Origin of the sequence: Georhizobium sp. MAB10, from assembly GCF_045012825.1 — a bacterium.
Lineage (GTDB): Bacteria > Pseudomonadota > Alphaproteobacteria > Rhizobiales > Rhizobiaceae > Georhizobium > Georhizobium profundi.
In genome coordinates this window covers 3,973,629-3,996,413 of record NZ_CP118314.1, presented here as the reverse complement: position 1 = coordinate 3,996,413, position 22,785 = coordinate 3,973,629, and the positions used below count along the sequence as shown (strand labels likewise).

Annotated in this window: 23 protein-coding genes; 7 read left to right on the top strand and 16 right to left on the bottom strand. The window is 63.0% G+C overall.

Features of this window, described 5'->3' with window-relative positions:
• Positions 1-36 precede the first annotated feature (36 nt).
• A complete protein-coding gene (locus PU133_RS19125) occupies positions 37-615 on the top strand; it encodes a gamma-glutamylcyclotransferase (RefSeq protein ID WP_404862964.1) in 579 nt (192 codons plus the stop codon).
• Here PU133_RS19125 and PU133_RS19120 read toward each other — a convergent pair.
• From PU133_RS19120 to ftsE, 4 genes are all read right to left on the bottom strand, one after another.
• Positions 540-1,373, bottom strand: a complete 834-nt coding sequence (locus tag PU133_RS19120; RefSeq protein ID WP_404862963.1) for a lysophospholipid acyltransferase family protein — start codon at positions 1,371-1,373, stop codon at positions 540-542. The genes PU133_RS19125 and PU133_RS19120 overlap by 76 nt on opposite strands.
• A gap of 92 nt (positions 1,374-1,465) precedes the next feature.
• A complete protein-coding gene (locus tag PU133_RS19115; RefSeq protein ID WP_404862962.1) occupies positions 1,466-2,248 on the bottom strand; it encodes a YdcF family protein in 783 nt (260 codons plus the stop codon).
• A gap of 87 nt (positions 2,249-2,335) precedes the next feature.
• Complete coding sequence (locus PU133_RS19110; protein ID WP_404862961.1) at positions 2,336-3,355, bottom strand: cell division protein FtsX; 1,020 nt, start codon at positions 3,353-3,355, stop codon at positions 2,336-2,338.
• Positions 3,348-4,007 carry a cell division ATP-binding protein FtsE gene (ftsE, locus tag PU133_RS19105; RefSeq protein WP_126012375.1) on the bottom strand — a complete coding sequence of 220 codons (660 nt, stop codon included), beginning with the start codon at positions 4,005-4,007 and terminating at the stop codon, positions 3,348-3,350. The genes PU133_RS19110 and ftsE overlap by 8 nt, the downstream gene beginning before the upstream one ends.
• Positions 4,008-4,276: 269 nt before the next feature.
• Here ftsE and PU133_RS19100 point away from each other — a divergent pair, with 269 nt between their 5' ends.
• The 4 genes from PU133_RS19100 to PU133_RS19085 all read left to right on the top strand — a co-directional run bounded on the left by PU133_RS19100 (position 4,277) and on the right by PU133_RS19085 (position 8,618).
• Positions 4,277-4,846 carry an FxLYD domain-containing protein gene (locus PU133_RS19100; RefSeq protein WP_126012372.1) on the top strand — a complete coding sequence of 190 codons (570 nt, stop codon included), beginning with the start codon at positions 4,277-4,279 and terminating at the stop codon, positions 4,844-4,846.
• 146 nt (positions 4,847-4,992) lie between these two features.
• Complete coding sequence (gene hpt / locus PU133_RS19095; protein WP_126012369.1) at positions 4,993-5,535, top strand: hypoxanthine phosphoribosyltransferase; 543 nt, start codon at positions 4,993-4,995, stop codon at positions 5,533-5,535.
• A gap of 228 nt (positions 5,536-5,763) precedes the next feature.
• On the top strand, positions 5,764-8,109 hold the full coding sequence (locus tag PU133_RS19090) for a PAS domain-containing protein (RefSeq protein ID WP_404864594.1): 2,346 nt from the start codon (positions 5,764-5,766) through the stop codon (positions 8,107-8,109).
• Positions 8,110-8,255: 146 nt separating this feature from the next.
• Positions 8,256-8,618, top strand: coding sequence for a response regulator (locus tag PU133_RS19085; RefSeq protein WP_126012366.1), 363 nt, complete (start codon positions 8,256-8,258; stop codon positions 8,616-8,618).
• A gap of 26 nt (positions 8,619-8,644) precedes the next feature.
• On the opposite strand, the gene PU133_RS19080 is transcribed toward PU133_RS19085, so the two are convergent.
• The 5 genes from PU133_RS19080 to argH form a co-directional block, all read right to left on the bottom strand.
• Entirely contained in the window at positions 8,645-11,251 is a 2,607-nt protein-coding gene (locus PU133_RS19080; protein WP_404862960.1) for a TIGR02302 family protein, read from the bottom strand.
• An 87-nt stretch (positions 11,252-11,338) separates the two neighbouring features.
• Positions 11,339-12,454, bottom strand: coding sequence for a diguanylate cyclase (locus PU133_RS19075; protein ID WP_404862959.1), 1,116 nt, complete (start codon positions 12,452-12,454; stop codon positions 11,339-11,341).
• A 54-nt stretch (positions 12,455-12,508) separates the two neighbouring features.
• On the bottom strand, positions 12,509-13,792 hold the full coding sequence (lysA, locus tag PU133_RS19070; RefSeq protein WP_404862958.1) for a diaminopimelate decarboxylase: 1,284 nt from the start codon (positions 13,790-13,792) through the stop codon (positions 12,509-12,511).
• Between the two features lie 11 nt (positions 13,793-13,803).
• Positions 13,804-14,073, bottom strand: coding sequence for an LPS translocon maturation chaperone LptM (locus tag PU133_RS19065; RefSeq protein ID WP_404862957.1), 270 nt, complete (start codon positions 14,071-14,073; stop codon positions 13,804-13,806).
• A gap of 140 nt (positions 14,074-14,213) precedes the next feature.
• The gene (gene argH / locus PU133_RS19060) at positions 14,214-15,617 is read right to left on the bottom strand and encodes an argininosuccinate lyase (RefSeq protein ID WP_404862956.1); all 1,404 of its coding nucleotides are present in this window, start codon (positions 15,615-15,617) and stop codon (positions 14,214-14,216) included.
• A 37-nt stretch (positions 15,618-15,654) separates the two neighbouring features.
• Between argH and tlpA the strand changes: the two genes are divergently transcribed.
• A complete protein-coding gene (gene tlpA / locus PU133_RS19055; protein ID WP_404862955.1) occupies positions 15,655-16,341 on the top strand; it encodes a thiol:disulfide interchange protein TlpA in 687 nt (228 codons plus the stop codon).
• 21 nt (positions 16,342-16,362) lie between these two features.
• Here the strand turns inward: tlpA and PU133_RS19050 are convergent, their stop codons facing one another.
• The 7 genes from PU133_RS19050 to PU133_RS19020 form a co-directional block, all read right to left on the bottom strand.
• Positions 16,363-17,244 carry a 3-hydroxybutyryl-CoA dehydrogenase gene (locus tag PU133_RS19050; protein WP_126012346.1) on the bottom strand — a complete coding sequence of 294 codons (882 nt, stop codon included), beginning with the start codon at positions 17,242-17,244 and terminating at the stop codon, positions 16,363-16,365.
• 105 nt (positions 17,245-17,349) lie between these two features.
• Entirely contained in the window at positions 17,350-18,279 is a 930-nt protein-coding gene (locus PU133_RS19045) for an electron transfer flavoprotein subunit alpha/FixB family protein (RefSeq protein ID WP_404862954.1), read from the bottom strand.
• 84 nt (positions 18,280-18,363) lie between these two features.
• Entirely contained in the window at positions 18,364-19,113 is a 750-nt protein-coding gene (locus PU133_RS19040) for an electron transfer flavoprotein subunit beta/FixA family protein (protein WP_404862953.1), read from the bottom strand.
• A gap of 167 nt (positions 19,114-19,280) precedes the next feature.
• Positions 19,281-20,021, bottom strand: a complete 741-nt coding sequence (locus tag PU133_RS19035) for a rhomboid family intramembrane serine protease (RefSeq protein ID WP_404862952.1) — start codon at positions 20,019-20,021, stop codon at positions 19,281-19,283.
• A 28-nt stretch (positions 20,022-20,049) separates the two neighbouring features.
• Complete coding sequence (locus tag PU133_RS19030; RefSeq protein WP_404864593.1) at positions 20,050-20,619, bottom strand: cob(I)yrinic acid a,c-diamide adenosyltransferase; 570 nt, start codon at positions 20,617-20,619, stop codon at positions 20,050-20,052.
• 31 nt (positions 20,620-20,650) lie between these two features.
• Entirely contained in the window at positions 20,651-20,848 is a 198-nt protein-coding gene (locus PU133_RS19025) for a twin transmembrane helix small protein (RefSeq protein ID WP_126012334.1), read from the bottom strand.
• Between the two features lie 109 nt (positions 20,849-20,957).
• Positions 20,958-21,794, bottom strand: coding sequence for an SDR family oxidoreductase (locus tag PU133_RS19020; protein WP_404862951.1), 837 nt, complete (start codon positions 21,792-21,794; stop codon positions 20,958-20,960).
• An 81-nt stretch (positions 21,795-21,875) separates the two neighbouring features.
• On the opposite strand from PU133_RS19020, the gene PU133_RS19015 reads away from it, so the two are divergent.
• Positions 21,876-22,724: a YihY/virulence factor BrkB family protein gene (locus PU133_RS19015; protein WP_404864592.1), complete on the top strand. Its 849-nt coding sequence runs from the start codon at positions 21,876-21,878 to the stop codon at positions 22,722-22,724.
• The last annotated feature ends 61 nt before the right edge of the window (positions 22,725-22,785 follow it).

Below are 22,785 nucleotides of genomic sequence, written 5' to 3'. Positions count from 1 at the left end.
CTCGCGTTTTTTCAAAAGGAAGCCTTCGGCGGCGATATGGACGAATTTTGGGTGTTTGGCTACGGCTCGCTGATGTGGCGGCCGGGCTTCGACTTTATCGACGCAAGCCATGCGCGTCTCTTCGGTTACCACCGCGCACTCTGCGTGAAATCCCATGTGCATCGCGGAACGCCCGAGCGACCGGGTCTCGTGCTCGGTCTCGACCGCGGCGGGTCGTGCCGCGGGATCGCGTTTTCCGTGGCCGGAGAGAAGGCCGACCAGGTGCTCGATTATCTGCGCTCACGCGAACTCGTGACCCACGTCTACAAGGAGCGCCGTGTGCCGATCGAGCTGCGCTCCGGCCGGCGCGTTCACGCGGTCGCCTATGTGGTCGACCGCGCCCATGTGCAATATGCGGGTGATCTCTCGTCCGGCGAGGCGGCGTCGATCGTCCGTGGCGCCGTTGGCCAGTCCGGGCCCAACGAGGATTACGTGATCAACACCGTGAACCATCTGCGGCAAATGCAGATTTCCGATCACTGGCTCGAGCAGGTAGCCCGTCAGATCGCCGATCCGGAAGGCGGCATGGGCGGCAGCGACGATGGCGCAGGCGCTCCGGACGTCAGCTCCAGATAGCGCTTGGCTGCGGTGGGCGGCAGCGGCAGATGCGGGTTCGCCTCGATCGTCTCGACGAGCAGCCGGTCGCTTTCCGTCTCCATCACGTCGATGAGCTTTTGCAGAAACACGTCCGGATCGAGCCCGGGTGGGATCGGCGGCAGGATGCGGACCTTGAAGTGCCCTGGAAAGCGCAGGAACTTGCGGCGCGGCCAGAAGAGACCCGGATGCATGACGACCGGCACGACCGGAACGCCGACACTGCCATAGAGGCGGGCGATGCCATATTTGTAGTCGGGCTCGGCGCCGGGCGGCCTGCGTGTACCTTCAGGATAGATGATCAACTGCCGGCCCTTGGCCATCTCCTCGCGCGTTCGGTCGAGAACGGCCGCCATGACCTTGCCGCGCGCGCCGCGATTGACCGGGATCATCCTCATCTTGCCGACATACCAGCCGAAGAGTGGGATCCACATCAGCTCGCGCTTCAGGATGTAGACGGCGTCACGCACCCAGGGCAGCAGCGCATAGGCATCCCAGAACGACTGGTGCTTCGGCGCGAGAATGTAGCCGCCGTCCGGGATGTTCTCCAGACCCTCGATGGTGAAGCGCGTGCCGACGATCTTCTCCAAGAGCCAGTGGTTGGACCGCACCCAGTTCTTCGGCACCGACCAGGCGTTCTCGTGCGACGCCAGGAAATAATAGGGCGACAGCACGATCATGCGCAGGATTAGATTGAGATAGAAGGCGGTGTTGAAGAGGACGGAGCGCAGGACAATCATGCCGGGCGAGGGTCTTTCTCACGAGAGCAGTCGACGAGGTTCATGGCCATCTACACCATGAGGTCGCCTGCGCCTACCAAAGATGCGCAGTGTCAGTGAGCGGCAGCACCGGCGCTGACGATGCCGTCCTTCGAGAAGTCGGCGCCCGCCTGGTCGGTACGAAGGCCGGTCGCCGTCTTGGTGCCGGCGGTGGCGCGTACCCATGCCCACGCATATTTGGCGTATTCGCTGATCATCACCCGCATCACTTCGGGCTTGAAGAGCCAGTCCTCGCCGCGCAGATCGGCGAGCGTCACGGGATAGACGTCGAAGGCAGTCTTGGGGTCGGCACGCCGCAGTTCCAGAAGGCTGCGCGGCACGTGGTAGTTGCTGGTCACGATGAGAACGCGGGAAAAGCCGTGTTCCGCGATCCAGCGGGCGGTCTCATTGGCGTTGCCGATCGTGTCGATCGCGTCGTAGCCGATGTCGACGCAGCAATCGAAAAGCTCGTCCGATCCTGCCGTCATGTTCTTCAGCGTCGCACCGCTCGTTCGCGGATTGACGCCGGAGATCAGCATGCGCTTGCCGACGCCACCGTTGAAGAGCGACACGCCATGATCGATACGCTGTGATCCGCCGGTCAGAACCACGATCGCGTCGGTCGAATCGATCTGCTCGGGCGGCCGGAGGGACGCGACCTGTTCCGCGAACTGCAGAAAGCCGCCGATGGAGAGCACCGCAACGGCAAAAAGGACGAAAAGCACGAGCGATACCGACCGCCGTGCCCATCTGTCCGCCTTGCCCCTTGCGCGAACCGGTGTCTCCTGAGGGTGGTCCCTGGGTGGCGCCGTATCGTGTGCGGGAGGCGTCGTCCCATTCGTCGACACTTCCACCATGATCACAGAATTATCCGCAGATTGGGGCAAGGGCTAGACGCGAAAGCGAAGTTTGAGCCCGATCGTGTCGGAAACCGCACAAGACGCCTATTCCATCCTCGATGGATCGGAGCGCACGACATCGATTTCGCGGATCGTTCGGATGACGGTGAGCCGCGTAGTCAGCGCCGTCAGAAGGCCGATGACGGCGATGATCGCCAGAATTCCGAGATAGCCACGAAAGCCGATCCTAAATGCGCCGAAGAGCGCCATGGCCTGATCGCTCTCAGGTGTGGCGGCCGCAAAACCGGTCCAGACATTGGCCGCGGCGAAGGTCAGCGCAGCCGCGATGCCGCCTGCAACGGCTCCTTTGATCCCGATCAGGAGAAAATGATTCTGGAATTGCCGGGCGACGAAAGGAGCCTCGGCTCCAACGAAATGCAGCACCTCGACGATGTGACGGTTGCCTGTCAGCGCGCCGCGCGTGGCAAAGATCACTGTCAGCACCGTCGCGGTGAACACGAGGCTGAGCACGAAGATGCCGATGATCACGGTGGTGCGCGCCATGGCGACGAGCCTGTCGACCCAGGTGCGATGATCGTCGAGAAACGCTTCCGGCACCGTTTCGGCAAGCCGCGCGCGCATCGCAGCGAAATCCGGCGGGTTGTTCTCGTCGATGGTCACGATGACGAGGCGCGGCACAGGCAATTCGTCCAGATCGGCATTCTGGCCGAGCCAGGGTTCGAGCAGCCGTGCCGTTTCCGTGTCGCCCACGATCGATGCGGAGCTGGCGCCGGCGATCGAAAGCGCGGTGTCGCGCGCACGTTCGAGCGCGGCCTGCATGTCCAGGCCATCTTCCGGCTTGATCTGGATGGTGATCTCACGCGAAATCTGGCTTTGCCAGCTGGACGCGGAATCCGACACCATGGAGACCGCGCCGAGCGTCAGGCAGGCGAGAAACGCCATGATCGCGATCACGACGGAAAGCGCGTTGGCCGAAACATTGGCCGGCGGCACGATTGGTGCCATCGGGCGCACCTGAAGCTGCGGCTTCGGGGGCTGCTTCTCTCGCTCCGGGTCCGGTGGCGCTGTCCGCGCCGGCGCTGGTTTGCGCGTGCGCTCAGTCATAGATGTCGAGCCGCCCCTCTGACAGGATCATGCGGCGCGCGTCCACCTGCTCCATCAGCGACAGGTCGTGGGTTGCGATGACGACGGCCGTTCCCAGCCGGTTGAGCTCCATGAAGAGGCGCAGCAACCGCAAGGCCATCGGAGGGTCGACGTTGCCCGTAGGCTCGTCGGCGAGCAGAAGCTGCGGCTGGTCGATGATGGCGCGCGCGATTGCCACGCGCTGCTTCTCGCCGCCCGACAGCACCGCCGGAAGAACATTGATCCGATCGCCAAGGCCGACCCAATTCAGAAGCTCCAGCACATCGCGCCGGTAGCTGGATTCCTCCTTGCCGCGCACTCTGAGCGGCAAAGCGACATTTTCGAAGGTCGTCAGGTGATCGAGCAGTCGGAAGTCTTGGAAGACGATACCGATTCGCCGCCGCAGGAGCGGCAGTTCGTCGCGGGGAATCGTCGCGATGTCCCGATTGAAGACATTGATTAGTCCGCGCGTCGGCTGCAGGGACATGAACAACAGGCGCAACAACGTCGTCTTGCCGGCGCCCGAAGGCCCCGTCAGGAACTGGAACGACCGCTTCGGAATGTCGAAGGTCAGGTCGCGCAGGATTTCCGGACCCATGCCGTAGCGAAGTCCGACATTTTCAAATCGAATCAATGCCTGCTATCCTCAATCACGCCGATTCAGGTGATGATTGCGTGTGCGGAGGGTTATCGCGATATGCGCTTCGCTGCAATTCGCATGACGTTGGCTCGAATGTTAGGCAAAAGTTAACCAGTCTGCTTCACGATTTGCCAACTGTTTTCCCCGATAGCCGCGGCCCTGGGCACTGATGCCCGGACATCGCGGCAGGGCGACCATGTCCGGTCCTTAGGGAGTGTCCGATGTTTGGACGGCAAACGGCTAAGAGCAAGGCAACATCTTCGATGTCGATCGATGTGATCCCGCCTCAGAATTTTACCCGACAGGCGCCTCGCGGTGTCCTGATCGGCGATTCGCGCGTGGTTGACGCGGAATTCATCGACATTGATTCGGTTGCCGACACGACCGTCCGCTTCCGAGAAGTCGCCCGTGCCACCGCAGCGTCGCCGAGCGTTGACCTGTCGGCTGCCCCGAAGCGGCGCGGACGCAGCGATGCCGCCTTCTGGGCCGCGCTCATTCTGCTGTCTGCCGCCACCTTCTGGATATCCGGTGGTCATGCACTGGCGAAGCTCACCGGCTATGGCCCGCAGATTCAGGTGACGGACGTCAATTCCCATATTGTGGCCACGCGCCTCGGCGATGTCCTCTTCATCACCGGCCGCGTCGAAAACGGTGGGGATCGCGCTGTCAGCTTGCCACAGGTGCATGTGAATGTCGGTGACAGCTTTGCGCTGGCTGATGTGATCGCGGGCACGGAACGGCTGGCCGCCGGTGGATCGGTCCGTTTCGAGGCGCGCATCCCGCGCGCCGATCTTGTCGATGTGCCGCCGTCCGTCCAGCTGTTGAAGCGCTGATCATCGACTGCGGCGATGCATTTCCGCATCACGCTTGAAACAAGCCTCGTTCTTCATGGGTGTCGCGTCGAGCCGATCGTTTCGCTCGGCGCGCAACTGCGCTAAAGCGGCGGCTTGAAAGCCACTGCCGCAGGAAAGATCGAGACATGCCCGTCGTGCGCGGAAAGACCATCGACCCCTTGTTTTCCGCCGAAGCGATCGCGGAGCGCAACCATGCGATCGCCGCCGAAATCGCTGCCACGCCGCGCAATGATCTGCTGGTCGTTGCAATCCTCAAGGGTTCTTTCATCTTCGCGGCCGATCTGATCCGCGCCATGCACGATGTTGGCCTGGCGCCGGAGGTGGAATTCATCACGCTCTCCAGCTACGGCAAGGGCACCACCAGCCAGGGCGTGAAGATCATCAAGGACATCGATAGCCTCGTCAAAGACCGCGATGTTCTCCTCATCGACGACATCCTGGAATCGGGCCGCACGCTGCGCTTTGCCCGTGATCTCATGTATGAGCGCGGTGCGTCCAATGTCTCGATCGCGGTGCTGCTCGACAAGCGCTCCAAGCGAGAGGGCCAGCTTGAGGCCGATCATGTCGGTTTCGAATGCCCCGATTATTTCGTCGTTGGCTACGGCATGGATGTCGCTTACGCCTTCCGCGAACTGCCTTTCGTGGGCGTGGTGAAGGGCGACGCCTGAGCCTGACGGCCTTTCCGTCGCCTTAGGCGGAAATCTTATCGCGTTTTCAACGTCTCGGTGTAGAACCAGTCGAACGCTCTGCCGGAAAGCCTGTCATCATCGACAGGCGCGACAGGGTCGAATGTCGATCTGCAACACGTAGGCTGGGAAAACCTCTTGGACAGCAACGAGAATTCCGAACAGGCCTCGTTCCAGAACGTCGTTCTCGAACGCGATCAGCTGGCAGCGATGTTCGAGCAGGCGCCGACTTTCATGGCGCTTCTGAGCGGCCCGGAGCACCGGTTCGAACTTGCCAATCCCAGCTACAAGAAGATCGTTGGCGGTCGTGACGTGCTGGGCAAGACGGTTGCTGAAGCGCTTCCCGATGCCGTGGAGCAAGGCTTCCTCAAGCTGCTCGACGAGGTCTACCAGAGCGGCAAGCCGTTTCGGGCCGATGGGTTCAAATACGCCGTGCAGCCCGTGCCGGGCGGGCCGATCAACGAGTGCTATGTCGATTTCGTCTACCAACCCTTGCGCGGCAGGGATGGGCAGATCACAGGCATCTTCGTCGAGGGCGCCGATGTCACCGATCGGACGATCGGCACCGAGCTGCTGCGCGAGAGCGAAGCCCGCTACCGCATGCTGTTCGACGCGATCGACCAGGGCTTCTGCATCATCGAATTTCTGGATGGTCCGCACGGCCCGGCCAGCGATTACGTTCACATCGAAGCGAATGAAGCCTATGCCCGCCATGCCGGCATTCCGAACGTCGTCGGCCAGAAGCTGCGGGAGATGGTTCCCGCCGAGGCCGATGACTGGGTTGCGCGCTATGGCGAAGTGCTGCGCACTGGACAGCAGATCCGCTTCGAACAGATGTTGATCGCGACCGGCCGGCATCTGGAGCTTGCCGCGGTTCGGGTCGAGCCGCCGAGCCGCCGCCAGGTGGCCGTGCTGTTTCAGGACGTTACGGCCCGCAAACAGGCTGAAAAGGCGCTTCGCGACAGCGAGGAACAGTTCCGCGTCTTTGCCCAGACGGTGCCGAACCATGTCTGGGCGGCCCGACCCGACGGCCTGCTCTACTGGTTCAACAACCGCGTCTCCGAATATGCGGGCGCTTCCAGCACAGACCTGGAAGGTGTCGAGTGGACGAAGATCGTTCACCCCGACGATCTCAAGAAAGCTGCTGCCGCCTGGGAGCGTGCTTTGACGACAGGAGCCGTCTACGAGACGGAATTTCGCATTCGCCGCCACGACGGCGTGTATCGCTGGTTCCTGGTCCGCGCCGAGCCTGTGAGGGACGAGGACGGCACGATCGTCAACTGGATCGGCACCAACACCGATATCGAGCACAGCCGCGCCCAGGCCGCCGAACTTGCCAATCTGAACGCGACTCTGGAGCAGCAGGTCCAGCAACGCACCGGGGAACTGATGGCGGCGGAAGAGGCGCTGCGCCAGTCCCAGAAGATGGAAGCGGTTGGCCAGCTGACCGGTGGGATCGCGCACGATTTCAACAATCTGCTCGCGGGCATCACGGGCAGCCTGGAGCTGGCCGAACGGCGCATCGCGCAGGGTCGCTTCGACGAGGCTGGCCGCTATCTCGGCGCGGCGCAGGGCGCGGCAAAGCGGGCGACTGCGCTGACGCATCGTCTCCTGGCATTTTCCCGCCGCCAAACGCTCGATCCGAAGGCGACCGACGTCAACCGTCTGGTCGTCGGCATGGACGACATGATTCGCCGCACCATGGGACCGCAGATCGCCGTGGAGGTGGTGGCAGCCGCTGGCCTCTGGGCCACGCTCGTGGACCCGAACCAGCTCGAAAACGCGCTTCTCAATCTCTGCATCAATGCGCGTGACGCGATGCCGGATGGCGGCAAGCTGACGATCGAGACCGCCAATCGCTGGATGGACGAGCGCGCCGCTCGGGAACGGGAGATCCCGCCGGGTCAGTACATTTCCATGTGCGTGTCGGACAACGGCGCCGGCATGCCGCCGGAGGTCGTCGCCAAGGCATTCGATCCATTCTTCACGACCAAACCCATCGGCCAGGGCACCGGGCTCGGCCTGTCGATGATCTACGGCTTCACGCGCCAGTCCGGCGGGCAGACGCGGATCTATTCGGAAGTCGGGCAAGGCACGATGGTGTGCCTCTATCTGCCGCGCCATCTGGGCGATGTCGTAGAGCATGGCGTTCAGGCCGAGCCGAGTGCGCCCGCGCTCGAAGCGGCGGGACAAACAGTGCTGGTCGTTGATGACGAACCGCTGATCCGGCTTCTGGTCGTCGAGGTGCTGGAGGAGCTGGGCTTCACAGCGATCGAGGCGGGCGATGGTCCGTCGGGCCTCAAGATTCTGCAGTCCGATGCGAGGCTCGATCTCCTCATTACGGATGTCGGCCTTCCCGGAGGCATGAACGGCCGGCAGATGGCCGATGCAGCACGCGAAACGCGACCCGATCTGAAGGTATTGTTCATTACCGGCTACGCCGAGAATGCGGTCGTTGGCCATGGCCATTTGGAACATGGCATGCACGTGATGACCAAGCCATTCGCGCTCGAGCAGCTGACGGAACGCATCAAGGCCCTTATCGAGCCGAGCTGAAACGCCGCTTCATTTCGGCACTCAACCAGGTTTCCGGCGTGCTCTCTTTACGCAAAGCAAACCAATCAATGGTTTGTTGGCGTAAGGGCTGGGCAGAGAAACCCGCGGCGACCGATTGCGGTGCGCTGACGAAAGCGGAGACGGCAATGGCGAAAATTCTGATCGCGGAAGACGAGACTGCGCTCCGCTCGTTCGTGGCACGAGCCTTGAAGCTCGACGGTCACCAGGTCGAGGAAGTCGGTGACGGCGCCGAAGGCATCGACAGGCTGGGTGGTGGCGAGCGCTACGATTTGCTTCTGTCGGATATCCGCATGCCGGCGATGGATGGCATCGAGCTGGCGCACCAAGCGTCCGCCATGCACCCGACCATGAAGATCCTGCTCATGACCGGCTATGCCGAGCAGCGCGAACGTGCGGACAACCTCGCCGCCATCATCGTGGATGTCGTTTCCAAGCCCTTCAGCCTGCCGGAAATTCGCGCCGCCGTAAGCCGGGCGCTCGCCGCCTGAGACCCGATGCGCGAGGCGGCATCGCCTCAGCGGATCTCCAGCAGCCGTTCCAAATATTGCCGTTCCAGCTGCGGGCTCAGCGCATTGCCGAGCCTGTTGCGGATCGCTTCCAGGATCTCCCGCGCCCGCTGGATGTCGATCTCGTCCGGCACGCGCACCGTGTCGCCGAAATCCGGCCCTTCGGTAGAGCGCGGCCGCCCAAGCGGATCGGTATCCGACCGGCGCATCTGGTTCTGGCCCTGGCCTTCGCCCTGACCCTCGCCTTGGCCCATCTGCTGCATCATCTGGTTCATCATGTCCTGAGCGCCTTGGCGCAGCGCTTCAAGCGCGCGGCCCTGTTCGCCGACGGCCTGTTCGCCGCGCCCGTCACCGAGCGAGCGTGAGGCATCGCCCATGGCCTCGCCCGCTTGGCCGAACCCTTCGCTCGGCTCCATGCCCATGCCCTCCAGGCTCTCCTGCAACTCACCCAGTTGTTGCTGGAGCGCCTCCTGCTGCGCGCGCAATTGGCGCAGCGCCTCCTGCAACTGCTCGGGCGTCATCTCCGAAAGCCCGTTCTCGCCCTGCTGACCCTCCTGTGGCGCCTGATTGCCCTGCTGCTGATCCTGCTGGCCGGGATTGAACGGATCGAGGCTCTGCTGCATCCGCTCGGCGAGCTCCTGATCGAGCCGGAAGGTCTCGTTCATCAGCTCCTGCTGCTCGCGCATCAGTTCGCCGAGCTGGTCCATCTGGCGGCGCATCTCGCCATTGCCCTGCTGCTGTTGCTGCTGGCGGCCGGCCTGAAGGTTGTTCATCATGCGCTGCAGTTCGGACAGCATTTGCTGCGCTTCTTCCGTCGCGCCTTGGCGAGCGAGATTCTCGATCTGGTCGAGCATCGCGTTCAGGTCTTCCTGGCGAAGCAGGTTCTGCATCGCGTTTTCGGGAAGCTGCATGGCCTGGTCGGAATTCTGCAGTTCCTGAGCAAGCGCTTGCAGGTACTCCTGCATCGCTTCGCGCAGCTCGTCCATCAGCGCTTGGATTTCCTCGTCTGTCGCACCGTTCTCCAGTGCCTCGGCAAGCTCGCGCTGGGCGTTCCGCAGGCGTCTCTCGGCAAGCGACAGGTCGCCGTCCTCGATGCCCAGCGCCACTTCCCAGAGGTAATCGGCGGAATCGCGCAGCATGTCGTCGTTGTAAGCCTGCTCGATGCGCGAGCGCGCCGATTGCAGAAGCAGGAAATGGGAGAGGTTCGGGATGGTCTCTTCCGGCGCGATCATCAGCGCATCGCTCAGCGTCAGCACCTCGGCGACGGCGTTGGCATCGAGCGCGAGGATCTGTCGCTGTTCGACCAGTGCGCGGGCGAGAGGCTCGGAGAAGCTGCGTTCTGGCAACCGCATGCGGTGCGGCTCCGATCGGCCCTCCTGGCCGCTGGCATCGACGGCGACGAGCGTCACGTCGACGAGCGTGCCCGACCATGGATGCTGCGTGAGATCGTGACTTGCGCGTCCCCGCTGCTCCAGCCCCTGGCGACGGGATAGGTTCAAGCGGTACTCGGGTGCGTCGTAGAGCGGGCGAGCGCCTTCCGCGGGATCGACCGGTGCGATATCGGCGAAAGCGCGGACGATCCCGTAATCGTCGGAAGCGGTGAAGGCAACTTCCAGCGCACCGTTGACGGCCCTTCGAGGATCTTCGGCGAATGTGATTTCCGGTGCCTGGTCAGGCTCGACCGCGAGCCGCCACGCACGATCGCCGTCGCGCGCGCCGGAAACGACCAGCGTTCCGCTGCGCATCGCATCCATGCGGTAGCCGCGCGCGTTGGCAGTCGATGCAACTGCAGGCCTTTGCGTTGCGGACGAGGGCGCGTCTTTGGCCTCGGTCGGTGCCAGCATCACCGCGCTTTCGGCCTGTTCCGCGGCGAAGCTGACGATCTCGCCGCCGGCGCCGCCGCTGATTCGGACAACCACTTCGCTGCGCTCCGGCAGGGTGATGACCGCACCTTCGCCCAGCTGCGCCGTGCTGAGGAAAATCGGCGGACGGCCCGTATAGGCCGGCGGCGTGATCCACGCGTCGATGCGTGTCGGGGGCGCATTGCTGACCGCATGGGAAACGAACGCGTCCGACAGCGTGCCGGCGCGGTTGGAAGAAGAAAACGCAAATGCCGTGAAAAGCAGAAGCACGACCAGCGCCCGCATTCCGTAGGGGTCGCGGCGCGGCGTGTCGGGATTGGGCAGACCGACCGAAAGCTTGTCGAGCTTCGCGCTCATGCGCCGCTGGTGTTCCTCCCAAAGCGCGCGGGCAAGCGGGTTGTCGCGCTCGAGCGTGTCGCTTTGAACGCGCACCGCCTGGTGCGCGATCGCATTGCGTTCCTCAAGCCGGGCGTCGGCCTCGCCCGTCGATGGAAGTCGAAAACGGGTGAGTAGGTAGAGCGACGCGAGCGCGGCCAGCCCCAGGACGACGAGCGTCGCGATGCGGACCAGGTCGGGCACGGCGCGAAAATAGCCGAACCAGGACAGCGCAACGTAGATCGCGGCGATCCCGGCGAGCGGAAGGACGGCAATCCAGAGGCGCTCCAGCGCGATGACGAGCTTCGTCGTGGCCCGCTTGCGCGAAAGCTTGGCGGCCAGTGCCGCCGCCGTTTCGGTCAAGGAAGAAATCGCCATTCACCGCTGCTCCAGGTTCAAGACGAGGATAGCGGAAAATGTGGCTTTGGCGAGGGCACCCACCGGATTGTGATGGGGAGCAAATCCTCAGGCAGCTTTGACGATGGCCGCGCTCTTCACCCGATTGCGACCGGCGCTTTTCGCCGAATAGAGTGCCTTGTCTGCAGCATCGAACAGGTCGCCGAATTCGGTCATCGACTCGTCGACGCATGAGGCACCGGCGCTGACGGTGACTTTGATCTGGATCCCGGCCAGCAGGAAAACTGCCTCCTCGATGGCGATCCGAACCCGTTCGGCAGTCGCCAGCGCTGCTTCCAGCGAGGCGTGCGGCATGAGCACGGCAATTTCCTCACCGCCGAAGCGGCAAACGGTATCGTTGACGCGAACGTGCTTGGCGATGATATCGCTGACTTCCGCCAGCACCTTGTCGCCCGCTGCATGGCCCCAGATGTCGTTGACCCTCTTGAAGTGGTCGATATCGATCATGACGAGCGCAAGCGACTGGCCTTTGCTTCTGGCGACGTAGAAGGCGTGCGTGGCGAGATCGTCGAAGCCACGGCGGTTTTGCAGTCCGGTCAGTGCATCGGTGCGCAGATCCCGACGCGCTCGCACCGTGGCCTCATGACGCTGCAGCTCGCCGGCAAGAAGGTGACCAAAAGCCAACACGCCGCCAAAAGTCGCCGCTGCGAGCGGCAGACCCGCATTCAGAAAAACGGTGAGCGCGAGATTCGAGGGCATCAGCAGAATGGCTATCGGCATCAGTGATGCCACAAAGGCAATTTCCGTCAAGCGCCGCATGCTAGGCACGGTTGTCGTCAGACCGCGCCATCCAGCGACCGCGATCGTCGAGACCACGACCCAAACAATTCCGCAGAGCCCCGCGGTAGCTCCAATGCCACCCGTCTCGAGCCGATGAAAGGCGGCGATCGATGCGGTAATCATGGCGCCCGGCCAGCCCGCAAACACCGCAGAAAGGGCGACAAAGACTGCCCGACCGTCGATGACGACGCCTTCCGTCAGCATGATGGGGCTCGACATCGCCAAATGGACACCTGCCCCAAACAGAAGCCCGAGTACGAGGTTCCGGGCCATCCCGGCGCGTGTGCGTCTCAGCACCGAGCCATATGCCAGCACCACCAGGGCGACCAATCCGGCATTGTGGAAAAACGCGAGCGCAATGACGCCGAAATCGACTTGAAGCAAAGAAGAACCCCTTAATAATTAGGGGGTTATCGCTTGAAAAACCTTAAATTTGGTCTAACCAGCTTCGATTTCGTTGACCCAGTCCGGCACGCTGTCCAGGCCGAGAAGATCGTCGAAGCTTGGGCGCGGGCGCACGACGTGGAACCGGTCGCCCTTGACGAGCACCTCCGGCACCAGCAGGCGGGAATTGTAAGTGCCCGATTGCACCGCGCCATAGGCACCCGCAGAGCCAATGGCGATGAGGTCGCCGGCTTGAAGAACCGGAATGGTCCGGTCGCGGGCCATGAAGTCGCCGCTCTCGCACACAGGCCCCACGATATCCGCCTTGATGCGCGGCGCGCCGGCAGGCGTTTCCTTCACCGTCCTGATTTCGTGCCATGCCTCATAGAGCGTTGGACGGATCAGGTCGTTCATGGCGACGTCGGCGATCACGAAGATCTTGCTGCCGGTTTCCTTCACGTAGAGCACTTCGGAAACGAGAATTCCCGCATTGCCGGCGATCATGCGGCCGGGCTCGAAGATCACCTGACAACCGAGATCGCGCACATGCGCCTTGACCGTTTCGGCATAGTCGCGCGGCTCCGGCGGCGGCTGGTTGTCGTCGCGGTAGGGAATGCCGAGGCCACCGCCAAGATCGACGTGGTGAATGGTATGCCCGTCGGCGCGCAGCGTCTCGACCAGTTCGCGCAGCAGCCGGAAGGCGTCGTCATAGGGCTGCAGATCGGTGATCTGGCTGCCGATATGCATGTCGATGCCGGTCACGCGGATGCCGGGCAGCGTGGCGGCATGGGCATAGACCCGGCGCGCATCCTGCCAGGAGATGCCGAACTTGTCGTCCTTCTTGCCGGTCGATATCTTGGCATGGGTGCGTGCATCGACATCCGGGTTGATGCGGAAGGAGACCGGTGCAGTCGTTCCGGCAGCGAGCGCCCGGCTGTTCACGACCTCCAGTTCGGGCTCGGATTCGATGTTGAAGCAGTGGATGCCGGACGCGAGCGCAAAGTCGATCTCGCGCTTGGTCTTGCCGACGCCCGAAAACATGATCTTGGAAGGCGGGATGCCGGCTGCAAGCGCGCGCCGCAACTCGCCCTCGGAGACCACGTCGACGCCGGAACCGAGCTTGGCGAGCGTCGCCAGAACCGCCTGGTTCGAATTGGCCTTCATCGCATAGCAGACGAGCGCATCGATGTCTGAAAAGGCGTCTGCGAAGACCTGATAGTGGCGCGTCAGCGTTGCCGTGGAATAACAGTAAAAAGGCGTGCCGACGGCCTTGGCGATCTCCGCCACATCGACGTCTTCGGCGTGGAGCGCGCCGTTCAGGTAACGGAAATGGTTCAAGAGGCTTGGCCTTAATCGAGCAGCGGGTCGAGGAAGAAGCGGCGGTTGGGTTCGGCGGGTGGAACGTCGGCCGAGCTGTTGCGCGAGCCGCCGATCACGCCCGACAGGCGATTGGCATCCGCATCGGGCTGCTGAACCTCTGCCTGCGCCTGCGGCGCGCCGGAAAGCGCCGGCCGGTCGAGCGGCGCCTTGCGACCGCAGGCTGTCAGCGCAAGGCCTGCCGCCACCGTGATGATGAGAAGGCGCGCTGTCGCGTTGGCGGTCGTTTTCTGGCCGGTCATCGTCTCTTGTCTCCGGATGATGCCGCGTCTTTTAGCCGATGGCGTGCGTCATGTGCAATGCGAGCAGAACGCACGCCTTTGTGTGTTGGAATGTCGCGTTCCCGAACGATGAACCGGCATCCACTTCAGTTGGCAACGCTCTAGAGCCGTTCTCGCCACCAGGCGATCTGGCTGCGCACCTGATCGGGCGCCGTCCCGCCGAAGGACTTGCGGCTGGCAACCGACGCTTCCACCGAGAGCACGTTGAAGACATCGTCGGTGATAGATGCATGAATCGCCTGCAGCGCGTCGAGAGGCAGATCCGAAAGCGTGCAGCCCTTCTCGTCCGCAAGCGCGACTGCGCGTCCCGTGACATGGTGTGCTTCGCGGAAGGGCAGGCCGGCTTCGCGAACCAGCCAGTCGGCAAGGTCCGTGGCGGTGGAATGGCCCGAGCCGGCCGCCGCGCGCATCGATTGCGCGTTGACCTTGAGGTCGCGGATCATGCCCGTCATAGCGGCGATGCTGAGTTCCAGGCTTTCGGCTGCGTCGAAAACCTGCTCCTTGTCTTCCTGCATGTCCTTGGAATAGGCGAGCGGGAGACCCTTCATCACCGTCAGCAGCGCGATCAGCGAGCCATTGATACGGCCGGTCTTTGCCCGCACCAGTTCGGCCGCATCCGGGTTCTTCTTCTGCGGCATGATCGACGAGCCGGTGGAAAACGCATCCGACAGCGTCACGAAATGGAACTGCGGGGTCGACCAGATGACGATCTCTTCGGCCAGCCGCGACAGATGCGTGGCCGCGATCGAAGCGGTTGCCAGGAACTCCAGCGCGAAGTCACGGTCCGATACCGTGTCGATGGAATTGCGGGTCGGCTCGCGGAATTTCAGCGCAGCGGCGGTCTGGTGGCGATCGATCGGATAGCCCGTGCCGGCAAGTGCCGCCGCACCGAGCGGCGATTCGTCGAGCCGTTCGATCGCATCGCGGACCCTTGAACGGTCGCGGCCGAACATTTCCACATAGGCCATGAGATGGTGACCGAATGTCACGGGCTGGGCCGATTGGAGATGGGTGAAGCCCGGCATGACGGTCTCGGCATGCTCGCCGGCGCGCTCGAGAAATGCCTCGATCAGGCCGGTCAGCGCCGTGTCCGTGCGCTGCAGCTCTTCCTTGACCCACAGCCTGAAATCCAGCGCCACCTGGTCGTTGCGCGACCGGGCTGTGTGCAGGCGGCCCGCTGCCGCACCGATGAGATCGGCCAGCCGCGCCTCGATGTTCATATGAATATCTTCCAGCCGGCGGGAGAACTGGAATTGTCCCTGCTCGATCTCGCCGAGGATCGTTTTCAGGCCCTGCGCGATCTTGTCGCGATCCTCAGACGAAATAATGCCCTTATCTGAGAGCATCGCCGCATGGGCGAGGGAGCCGGCGATATCCTGACGGTACAGCTTGCGGTCGAAGTCGATGGAAGCATTGATTTCTTCCATGATCGCAGCAGGACCGGACGCGAAACGCCCACCCCACATCTGGTTCGACGATTTGCCTTCGGCAGTGTTGTCCGACATGTTGAGCCCAACGGTCTGATTGAGAGGGATCGCGAGAATGCAGAGCCTGTCCACCGCGAAACTGGCAATCGCCGCCGTCGTTCTTGGTGTCCTGGCTGGTGCCGGGGCGGTATACGTGAAGGGCAGTCCTTCTGGCAATGACCGCACGCCGCCGATGAACGAAGTGGCGGCCGTTTCGCTTCAAGGCACCACCGAGGCGGCAAGCTGCCCGGCAACCGACGACCGGGTTGCGGCGCTGACCCCTGTCGCCACCGGAGCGGTTGCCGCGATGGCTCCGACAGAGACGCCGGTCTCGCTTGCCTCGCTCGGCTTCAACGGCCCCGACGGCGCGCCGATGACGCTCGGCGATTTCGGCGGCAAGACGCTGCTCGTCAATCTCTGGGCCACTTGGTGCGCCCCCTGCCGGGAAGAGATGCCGGATCTCGCCGAGTTGCAGGAGACGATGGGCGACGACACGTTCGAGGTCGTGACGGTCAACATCGACTTGGGCGACGAAGAGAAGCCGCGTGCTTTCCTACAAAAAATCGGCGTCGACAACCTCGCGCTCTACCGCGATGCGTCCATGGGCATCTTCAACGACCTCAAGGCCCAAGGCCTCGCCTTCGGCCTTCCCGTGACGCTCCTCATCGACGAAAACTCCTGCCTCCTCGCCGCCATGAACGGCCCCGCCGCCTGGGCCGGCGAAGACGCCATCAAGCTGGTGGAGACGGCGAAGGCGATCTAGGCGGGCATTGGGGCCGGCGTCCTACCGCGTCGGAACGGGCACTTCGCCGCGATAATCATAGAATCCGCGGCCGGATTTGCGGCCGAGCCAGCCGGCTTCGACGTATTTTACGAGGAGCGGGCAGGGGCGGTATTTGCTGTCGGCGAGGCCGTCATAAAGCACCTGCATGATCGAGAGGCAGGTGTCGAGGCCGATGAAGTCGGCGAGTTGCAGCGGCCCCATCGGGTGGTTGGCGCCAAGCTTCATCGCGGTGTCGATCGCTTCAACGGTGCCGACGCCCTCGTAGAGCGTATAGATCGCCTCGTTGATCATCGGCAGCAGGATGCGGTTGACGATGAAGGCCGGAAAGTCCTCCGCAACCGTGATCGTCTTGTCGAGCGAGGCGACGAATTTGTTGGCGGACTGGAACGTCTCGTCTTCCGTCGCGATGCCGCGCACAAGCTCCACCAGCTTCATCACCGGAACCGGGTTCATGAAGTGAATGCCGATGAAGCGTTCGGGCCTGTCGGTGGCCGAGGCGAGCCGTGTGATGGAGAGTGACGAGGTGTTGGTGGCGAGGATCGCCTCGGGATTGAGAGCTGGGCAGAGCTGCTGGTAGATCTTGCGCTTGACGGTCTCGTCTTCCGTCGCGGCCTCGATGACGAGATCCATCGACGCCAGATCGTCCATGGTCGGAGCGGCTTTGATCAGCGACAGCGCCTTGCTGCGCTCTTCTTCCGGCAGCTTTGCCGAAGAAACCTGGCGCGCGAGGTTGCCGTTGATCGTCGCAAGCCCCGCTTCGATGCGCTCGGTCGTCACATCGTGAAGACGGACGTCATACCCGGCAAGAGCACAGACCTGGGCGATGCCGCAGCCCATCTGTCCCGCGCCCACCACGCCCACGCTACGAATTGTGCTGGTCATTGACCCTCTGTTTCCGCCATGTCCTGAAAGAGTGAGGGAAACTAGCGTGGCCGGGTGGCATGCGTCCACCCCGGCCAGCGCTCTAATGTGCAAATCGGCGTACGGTCAGAGCGCTTTTTCGAGTTCCGGAAGCGCCGTGAAGAGATCCGCGACGAGGCCGTAATCGGCAACCTGGAAGATCGGTGCCTCTTCGTCCTTGTTGATCGCGACGATCACCTTGGAATCCTTCATGCCGGCAAGGTGCTGGATCGCGCCGGAGATGCCGCAGGCGATGTAGAGATCGGGGGCGACGACCTTGCCGGTCTGGCCGACCTGCCAGTCGTTCGGCGCGTAACCGGCGTCGACTGCAGCGCGCGAAGCGCCGACGGCTGCACCGAGCTTGTCGGCAAGCGGCAGCATCACTTCCTCGAACTTTTCCTTGGAGCCCAGCGCACGGCCGCCGGACACGATGATCCGCGCGGAGGTGAGTTCGGGACGATCGGTCTCGGCAATCGCCTCACCGACGAAGGACGACACACCCGGATTTTCACCGGCGTCGATGGTCTCGACGCTCGCCGAACCACCTTCGCCAGCCACCTGGAAGGAGGCCGTGCGCACGGTGATCACCTTCTTGGCGTCGCTGGTCTGCACGGTCTGCAGCGCGTTGCCGGCATAGATCGGGCGTTTGAAGGTCGTCGCGTCGATGACTTCGATGATATCGGACAATTGCATCACGTCGAGCAGCGCGGCGACGCGGGGCAGAACGTTCTTGCCCATGGTGGTCGCAGGCGCGATGACCGTGTCGTAGTCGGCGGCGAGCTTGGCGATCAGCGCAGCGGTCGGCTCGGCGAGGCGGTGTTCCAGGCTGTCGGCATCGGCCAGCAGAACCTTGGTGACGCCCTCAAGTTTGGCAGCTGCGTCGGCGGCGGCCTGCGCGCCCTTGCCGGCGACGAGGACGTGGACCTCTCCACCGATCTTGGAGGCAGCCGAAAGCGCCTTCGCCGTCTGGTCGGAAAGCGTTGCATTGTCGTGTTCAGCGACGAGAAGAATGGTCATCTGTCGTTTCTCCCTTGAGCGCGTTGGCGGGCTCAAGGCGTTGCGGTCTCTCGACCGAGCCTCGGGCCAACGCTGAAAATCACATCAAAGCACGCCGGCTTCGTTCTTGAGCTTCTGCACCAGTTCCTCAACGGAGCCGACCTTGACCCCTGCCGAACGGCCAGCGGGTTCCTCGGTCTTCAGGACCTTGAGACGCGGCGCGGTATCGACGCCGAAATCGGCCGGCGTCTTCTTGTCGAGCGGCTTCTTCTTGGCCTTCATGATGTTCGGAAGCGATGCATAACGCGGTTCGTTGAGGCGCAGATCCGTCGTCACGATGGCCGGCAGCTTCAGTTCCACGGTCTGCAGGCCGCCATCGACTTCGCGGGTCACATTGACCTTGCCATCGCCGAGTTCGACCTTGGAGGCAAAGGTACCCTGACCCCAGCCGAGCAGCGCCGAAAGCATCTGGCCGGTCTGGTTGCTGTCGTCGTCGATCGCCTGCTTGCCGAGAATGACGAGATCGGGATTTTCTTCCGCCACGACGGCCTTGAGCAGCTTGGCGACGGCCAGCGGCTCGACCACGTCGTCGGTCTGGATCAGGAGCGCGCGGTCGGCACCCATGGCAAGCCCAGTGCGCAGCGTTTCCTCGGCCTTTGCCGGACCGACGGAGACGACGACGACTTCCTCGGCCTTGCCGGCTTCCTTGAGCCGCAGCGCCTCTTCGACGGCGATCTCATCGAACGGGTTCATCGACATCTTCACGTTGTTCAGTTCGACGCCTGAACCGTCCGCCTTGACGCGGATCTTCACGTTGTAATCGACCACCCTTTTTACCGGCACGAGGATCTTCATTCTCTTCCCTTTCTCAAACGCGGTCTTCGACGCGGACAGGCTGTTTATCAGCGCATTGTCACCGACAGGCGCCCGATTTGCGACATGCATACGCCAATCGCCGGGGATTTCAATCGCAGCCGGTGCCGCTCGACTGGGTCGAGCACTAGCTTACGCTTACGTAAAAGTCAAACGTCGCGGCGGATGGCGGGCACCACCGTCACGGCGCGTGGCCGCACGATCCGGCGGTCGAAAAGCGGCACGTCGCGCCGCTTCATCAGGGGCAACAGCACGAGCCCGGCGACGATGCCACCTGCATGTGCGGCCCAGGAGACTTCGCCACCGATATCGATGACGAGCATGCCGAACTGATAGGCGATCCACGCGATGAGCGCCAAATAGGCGGGGACGGGCACGGGAATGCGGCCGAAGACGAGGACCCAGAGCCTGACCCGCGGATGAAGCAGGAGATAGGCGGCCACCACGCCCGAGGCGGCACCGGACGCGCCGATCAACGGCACTTCGGAAAAGGGATAGAGAAATCCGTGCGCCATCGCAGCGGCGGCAGCGCAGACGAGGTAGAAGAGGAGGAAGCGCACATGCCCCATCGCATCCTCGACATTGTCGCCGAACACCCAGAGAAAGGCCATGTTGCCCGCAAGGTGCAGAAGACCGCCATGCAGGAAGGCATAGGTGAGGTAGGTTGCCGCGTCGGGCACGATGGCCAGCGCCGGCGCAAGATCGAGATGGCCGTTGGCGACTGCGGGAATGTAGCCGAGACCGTAGACCGTCGCCAGCACCGCTTCGCCGTCGAGCCCGTCCATCGCCGTCGTGAGATAGATGATCACGTTGGCGGCGATCAGTCCGAGGGTGACCACCTGCAGCCGGATGTGCCGGAGATCGTTGGCGTCGTGGATCGGAACGAACATCGCCACTCCCGATGGCTGGCTTCAGGCGTCAGCGGTTCTTGCCTGGAACCCACAGAACGTCGCCTGCGCCATTGTCGTTGGCATGACGTGCGGCGACGAATAGGAAATCCGAGACGCGGTTGATGTAGCGCAGCGCTTCGGGATTGATCCTCTCCCTGGCCGCAAGCGTCACCATCGCCCGTTCCGCTCGTCGAGCAATCGTGCGCGCAAGGTGGAGGTGGGTGGCGAGCGGGGAGCCGGCCGGCAGAACGAAGGATTTCAACGGCTCGAGATCCGCATTCAGCCGATCGATCTCCGTTTCCAGCCAGTCGACCTGGGCGGCAACGATGCGCAATGGTTCGTAGTCCAGCTTCTTGTCCGTATGCGGCGTGGCGAGGTCGGCGCCGAGATCGAAGAAATCGTTCTGGATGCGCGAGAGCACCGCATCGAGTTCGCTCCCCTGCGTGTGGAGCCGCGCCATCCCGATGGTGCAATTGGCCTCGTCCACGGTGCCGAACGCCTCGATGCGGGCGTCGTCCTTGGCGCGCCGATCACCACTGACGAGGCCGGTGGTGCCATCGTCTCCGGTGCGCGTGTAGATCTTGTTCAGTCGAACCATCATTCGTCCCCCCCGCATTCAGGTCGTGCGATCAGCGCCCGCCATTCGTCAGCAACAGCGTAACCACGATGAGAACGATCGCGATGAATTGCAGGAGAATGCGCATCTGCATCAGCTTGTTCGACGTGACGCCGTCGCCGCCCCGCATCATGTGAAACAAGCCACGCACGAGCACGACCGCAACAGCGGCCATGACGATGATGGCGAGGGCGTAAGTGATGTTTTCCATATCAGGTTACTTCTTGCGCTGTGGCGTATGAGAACACCACACATAGGACGTTGCGCCTGCTTTGCCACATTCCATCCGCTCACGGAAAGTGTGTCGCAATGACGCCGTGTCAGGGCTCCTGCCGGGCGAGCATGTCGTAGAAGAAGCCTGCCGGCAAAAGGCGCTTCATCGCGATGCCGAGCTTGGCCGGACGCGTCACCGGATAATGCGGCCGTGGTTTCGGCGAGTTCAGCGCGTGGGTCAGAACCGCATGCACGGCGTCCGGCCCGAGCTTGTTCTTGGACTTGACCCCGCCCTGGCGCAGCCGTGCGAGCTGTTTTTCATAAGCTGCGCGATGAACCGAGTTCTCGATGTCGATGTATTTTTCCACATAGCGAAGCGCGTTGATCGCGATCTTCGATTCAATCGGGCCCGGCTCGATCAGGCTGACATGGATGCCGGAGCCCCTCAGTTCCATGCGCATGGTGAGGCTGAGTGCCTCGATCGCGTGTTTCGAGGCATTGTACGCGCCGCGATAGGGCATCGGAACGAGGCCGAGGATGGACGAGCACTGTACGATGCGGCCATGTCCTTGTGCGCGCATGACCGGCACGATGCGCCGCGTGAGATCGTGCCAGCCGAAGACATTCGCCTCGAACTGCTCGCGCAGCGCTTCGACCGGTAGGTCTTCCACCGCGCCGGGCTGGCTGTAGGCGCCATTGTTGAAGACCGCGTCGAGCGTGCCACCTGTCGCAGCCATCACGGTCTCGAAAAGCGTCGCGATCGAGGTCGCGTCGCGGTAGTCCAGTTGAAAGGCCTCGATCCCTTCGGCTGCAAGTGCGGCAAGGTCGGCATCGGTGCGCACAGTGGCCAGCACGCGCCAGCCCTCGGCCTTCAAGGCCCGTGCGCAATAGGCGCCGATGCCGGATGAGCATCCGGTTAAGAGAATGGAACGTATTTGTGTCATGCTTGATGCACCGCTTGATGAGATGGGCGCGGAACGGTGCGCATTGCCGAACCGCCTGGGCTGAAGTGCGACTTTACGAGAATGGGCGTCTACAAGAAGACCTACCGGATAGCGCTCGACGCCTTCAACCACTTCAATGACGAAGATGGCTGGGCGATGGCGAGCCATGTCGCGCTTTCGACGATCATGGCGATCTTCCCCTTCATGATCTTCGGAACGGCGCTGGCCAGTTATCTCGGCGCCGATGCGTTCTCCGAGACGGCCGTGCATCTCATCTTCGACACCTGGCCGCAGACCGTCGCCGAGCCGATCGCGCGAGAAGTCGAGAATGTGCTGACGCAGGATCGTTTCGACCTTCTGACGATCGGTGTGCTTGCGGCGGCGTTCTTTGCGTCGAACGGCGTTGAAGCGCTGCGCATCTCGCTGAACCGTGCCTATCGCGTCGCCGATCGGCGACCCTGGTATCTGACGCGCGCGCAAAGCCTCGGCTTCGTCTTCATCGCATCCTTGGTCTTCATGGCGATCAGCTTCCTGCTCGTCCTTGCCCCGCTCGCCGTCCGGCTGGCGCGGGACTGGCTGCCCTGGATGGATGCGACGACGTCGATGATCGACAATTGGCGCATCGTGGTGGCCGTATCCGTCCTCATCATCGGCCTTGCGATCTCGCATCTCTGGCTGCCCGCCGGCCGGCGCAAGCTGACCGAGGTCCTGCCGGGTGTCGGACTCACCATCTTCTGTTGGCTGGTCGCCGCAAGCCTTTTTGCGTCCTATCTGCAGCGTTTCGCGACTTACGTATCGACCTATGCTGGCCTCGCCTCGATCGTGATCGCCCTGTTCTTCCTCTACATCGTGGCGGCGATCTTCATTCTCGGCGCCGAAGTGAATGCCGCGATCTTGCGCTACCGGTCGATCCACAAGGACGACGCCTAATTGTCGGTGTGCCGCTAGGACGCCGTTTACCCAATCTCCACAATCCCATCGCAGCCGACAG

Coding starts and splice junctions, on each gene's coding strand:
- PU133_RS19050 (WP_126012346.1), bottom strand. CDS start 17,244: ATGACCAGCACAATTCGTAGCGTGGGCGTGGTGGGCGCGGGACAGATG.
- PU133_RS19030 (WP_404864593.1), bottom strand. CDS start 20,619: ATGGTTCGACTGAACAAGATCTACACGCGCACCGGAGACGATGGCACC.
- PU133_RS19080 (WP_404862960.1), bottom strand. CDS start 11,251: ATGGCGATTTCTTCCTTGACCGAAACGGCGGCGGCACTGGCCGCCAAG.
- tlpA (WP_404862955.1), top strand. CDS start 15,655: ATGCAGAGCCTGTCCACCGCGAAACTGGCAATCGCCGCCGTCGTTCTT.
- PU133_RS19110 (WP_404862961.1), bottom strand. CDS start 3,355: ATGACTGAGCGCACGCGCAAACCAGCGCCGGCGCGGACAGCGCCACCG.
- PU133_RS19125 (WP_404862964.1), top strand. CDS start 37: ATGGACGAATTTTGGGTGTTTGGCTACGGCTCGCTGATGTGGCGGCCG.
- PU133_RS19045 (WP_404862954.1), bottom strand. CDS start 18,279: ATGACCATTCTTCTCGTCGCTGAACACGACAATGCAACGCTTTCCGAC.
- argH (WP_404862956.1), bottom strand. CDS start 15,617: ATGTCGGACAACACTGCCGAAGGCAAATCGTCGAACCAGATGTGGGGT.
- PU133_RS19115 (WP_404862962.1), bottom strand. CDS start 2,248: ATGGTGGAAGTGTCGACGAATGGGACGACGCCTCCCGCACACGATACG.
- PU133_RS19065 (WP_404862957.1), bottom strand. CDS start 14,073: ATGACCGGCCAGAAAACGACCGCCAACGCGACAGCGCGCCTTCTCATC.
- PU133_RS19100 (WP_126012372.1), top strand. CDS start 4,277: ATGTCGATCGATGTGATCCCGCCTCAGAATTTTACCCGACAGGCGCCT.
- PU133_RS19120 (WP_404862963.1), bottom strand. CDS start 1,373: ATGATTGTCCTGCGCTCCGTCCTCTTCAACACCGCCTTCTATCTCAAT.
- PU133_RS19025 (WP_126012334.1), bottom strand. CDS start 20,848: ATGGAAAACATCACTTACGCCCTCGCCATCATCGTCATGGCCGCTGTT.
- PU133_RS19040 (WP_404862953.1), bottom strand. CDS start 19,113: ATGAAGATCCTCGTGCCGGTAAAAAGGGTGGTCGATTACAACGTGAAG.
- hpt (WP_126012369.1), top strand. CDS start 4,993: ATGCCCGTCGTGCGCGGAAAGACCATCGACCCCTTGTTTTCCGCCGAA.
- PU133_RS19035 (WP_404862952.1), bottom strand. CDS start 20,021: ATGTTCGTTCCGATCCACGACGCCAACGATCTCCGGCACATCCGGCTG.
- PU133_RS19090 (WP_404864594.1), top strand. CDS start 5,764: ATGTTCGAGCAGGCGCCGACTTTCATGGCGCTTCTGAGCGGCCCGGAG.
- PU133_RS19085 (WP_126012366.1), top strand. CDS start 8,256: ATGGCGAAAATTCTGATCGCGGAAGACGAGACTGCGCTCCGCTCGTTC.
- PU133_RS19020 (WP_404862951.1), bottom strand. CDS start 21,794: ATGACACAAATACGTTCCATTCTCTTAACCGGATGCTCATCCGGCATC.
- PU133_RS19015 (WP_404864592.1), top strand. CDS start 21,876: ATGGGCGTCTACAAGAAGACCTACCGGATAGCGCTCGACGCCTTCAAC.